The organism is Oleiphilus sp. HI0117 (genome assembly GCF_001635235.1).
This window is the reverse complement of sequence record NZ_LWGA01000759.1, coordinates 1-2,701: the sequence shown is the minus strand read 5'-3', so window position 1 is coordinate 2,701 and position 2,701 is coordinate 1. Positions and strand designations below refer to the sequence as shown.

The following is a 2,701-nucleotide window of genomic DNA, read 5'->3' as shown; positions in this document are numbered from 1 at the left end:
CAAAAAATAGCAACGACTCAGTCTTTGTTGTTATTTCTGGCTACGGATGAAGTGGGTTATCGTGCTCAGTTCTCTAGCTTATTTGATCGCTTGGAATGGGTGCCCGACGCGAAGGAAATCCAGGACGTTGCGACTGACTTGCTGCAACGGCTGAAGAATAAACAAACCCAGAATGACGCCTTGAAAGCAACAAAATTCAATAAGCTTCCTAGTGAAATGAGCGAATCTGAAAAGCAAGCGCTAAGAGCTATTTCCCTAAGGAAATCTAAGTAAAAGGCCTTTTAGTATTCGAAACGGCCAAATTTATGAAAGTTATTCCAATTCAGACTTGAAAAATCTCATTTTGGATCCATATTGATTTGGTTGAAAAGCAAACTTTCTATATAATGGCCGACTATTTTTTGATCGGCCATCAGTAACGAATTCCAACTTATAGGATAGACATGTCAGGCAATTCACAACAGTCTCGTTTAAAAGATCTCATCGCCCGCGGTAAAGAACAAGGGTACCTGACTTACTCAGAAGTAAACGACCACCTTCCAGAAGATATTGCGGATCCGGATCAGGTTGAAGACATTATTCGCATGATCAACGACATGGGTATTCAGGTTGTTGAAGTTGCGCCTGATGCTGATTCATTGCTTATGTCAGATGGAGATTCAACAGACGAAGTGGCGGCGGCTGAAGCAGCTGCGGCACTGGCAGCAGTAGAAACCGAAGCAGGCAGAACAACTGACCCAGTACGTATGTATATGCGTGAAATGGGTACTGTAGAGCTACTAACGCGTGAAGGCGAAATTCGTATCGCCAAGCGTATCGAAGAAGGTGTTCGGGATGTGATGGCATCTTTGGCTCACTTTCCGGGTGTCGTTCAGGGTATCTTGGATCGATATGACACGACAGTGGAAGAAGAAGGCCGTCTAAGTGACATTATTTCAGGCTTTGTTGACCCAGAGACCGATGCGATTCCTGCACCGGCTCCTATAGTCGAAGCGAATAGTGCTGATTCCGACGACGATGACGAAGAAGAGGGCGAGAAAGGCCCTGATCCAGAAGAAGTGCGTGAGCGCATGGATGAACTTCGTGCTCAGCTAGCGGTAGCCTTAGCAGAAGAAGCAAAGCATACTCGTAGCAGTAAAGAAGCAGCTAAAGCTTATAATGAGCTAGGTAAACTGTTTGCACCGTTTAAATTGAGTGCCAAGCAGTTCGATGCCTTGATCGTTGAAGTTCGTACTACCAACGAAATCGTTAGGATTAATGAGCGTGCAGTTATGGCGCTTTGCTCCAGATATTGCGGTATGGATCGTAAAGAGTTCATCAAACGATTCCCGGGTAATGAAGCAAACCTACAGTGGATTGACGGCCTAATTGAAGAAAGTCACCCCTGTGCAGCGAAGCTAGAAGCGAACCGTGTTGAAATTACGCGTGCGCAAAGAAAGATCGCAGAAATGGCTAACATAACTGGCATGACCATCGCTGAAATTAAAGACGTCAACCGTCGTGTATCGATTGGTGAAGCAAAAGCGCGTCGTGCGAAAAAGGAAATGGTAGAAGCCAACCTTCGTTTGGTTATCTCCATCGCGAAGAAATATACCAACCGTGGCCTACAGTTCCTGGATCTTATTCAGGAAGGTAACATTGGCTTGATGAAAGCGGTAGATAAGTTCGAATATCGCCGTGGTTACAAGTTCTCGACTTACGCTACATGGTGGATTCGTCAGGCAATTACTCGTTCTATTGCTGACCAGGCACGTACGATCCGTATTCCGGTACACATGATCGAAACCATTAATAAATTGAACCGCATCTCACGCCAGATGCTTCAGGAAATGGGCCGCGAGCCAACACCTGAAGAGTTAGGTGAGCGCATGGATATGCCTGAAGACAAGGTACGTAAAGTCCTTAAGATTGCTAAAGAACCAATCTCAATGGAAACGCCTATTGGTGATGACGAAGATTCACACTTGGGTGACTTTATCGAAGATGGCCAGGCAGAATCGCCCGTTGATACGGCTACAGGCCAGGGCTTAAGAGAGTCTACACGTACGGTTCTTTCCGGACTAACTGCTAGAGAAGCAAAAGTACTACGTATGCGTTTTGGTATCGAAATGAACACAGACCATACTTTGGAAGAAGTAGGTAAGCAGTTCGACGTAACGCGTGAGCGTATCCGTCAGATCGAAGCGAAAGCGCTAAGAAAACTACGCCATCCAAGCCGCTCAGATCACCTAAGAAGCTTCCTGGACGAATAAGCATTTTCCTCTAGCATCTTCTTTCGGGGCGCATTATAATGCGCCCCGTATTGATCAAGAACTCTCTGGATCATCTCTTGGCTCAAAGCCAAAATCAGTGCCCCCTTAGCTCAGTTGGTTAGAGCACCCGACTCATAATCGGTAGGTCCCCTGTTCAAGTCAGGGAGGGGGCACCATTTTTCTTCTTTTATTTCAATTGGTTATTTTAGTAGCTGGCATGCTTGGAATAAGTTGTGCTACATCAGTGCTACATTGGCCTCATTGTTGATTTGCACCCAAAACTGACCCACTAAAGCCATATATTTGCATCGAATTTTGACCCACGTATAAACCTATCCCTGCTTCAGCAAAGCAGGAGAAAATGGAGTGATAGACGTGGCTCTACTAAGCGTAATTCGACGCTGGCATATTCGGGAGGGACAATCGATTCGATCGATTGCTCGGAAGAC

At 45.8% G+C, this 2,701-nt stretch carries 2 protein-coding genes and 1 tRNA gene; all 3 read left to right on the top strand.

Features of this window, described 5'->3' with window-relative positions; all coding sequences use genetic code 11:
* Window positions 1–273: hypothetical protein (locus tag A3757_RS26750; protein ID WP_197470017.1), on the top strand; the 273-nt coding region annotated here is incomplete at its 5' end.
* Window positions 274–443: 170 nt separating this feature from the next.
* The gene (gene rpoD / locus A3757_RS12115; RefSeq protein ID WP_068507063.1) at window positions 444–2,252 is read left to right on the top strand and encodes an RNA polymerase sigma factor RpoD; all 1,809 of its coding nucleotides are present in this window, start codon (window positions 444–446) and stop codon (window positions 2,250–2,252) included.
* Window positions 2,253–2,351: 99 nt separating this feature from the next.
* Window positions 2,352–2,428: transfer RNA gene (locus tag A3757_RS12110), tRNA-Ile, on the top strand.
* Window positions 2,429–2,701: the final 273 nt, after the last annotated feature.

Coding starts and splice junctions, on each gene's coding strand:
- rpoD (WP_068507063.1), top strand. CDS start 444: ATGTCAGGCAATTCACAACAGTCTCGTTTAAAAGATCTCATCGCCCGC.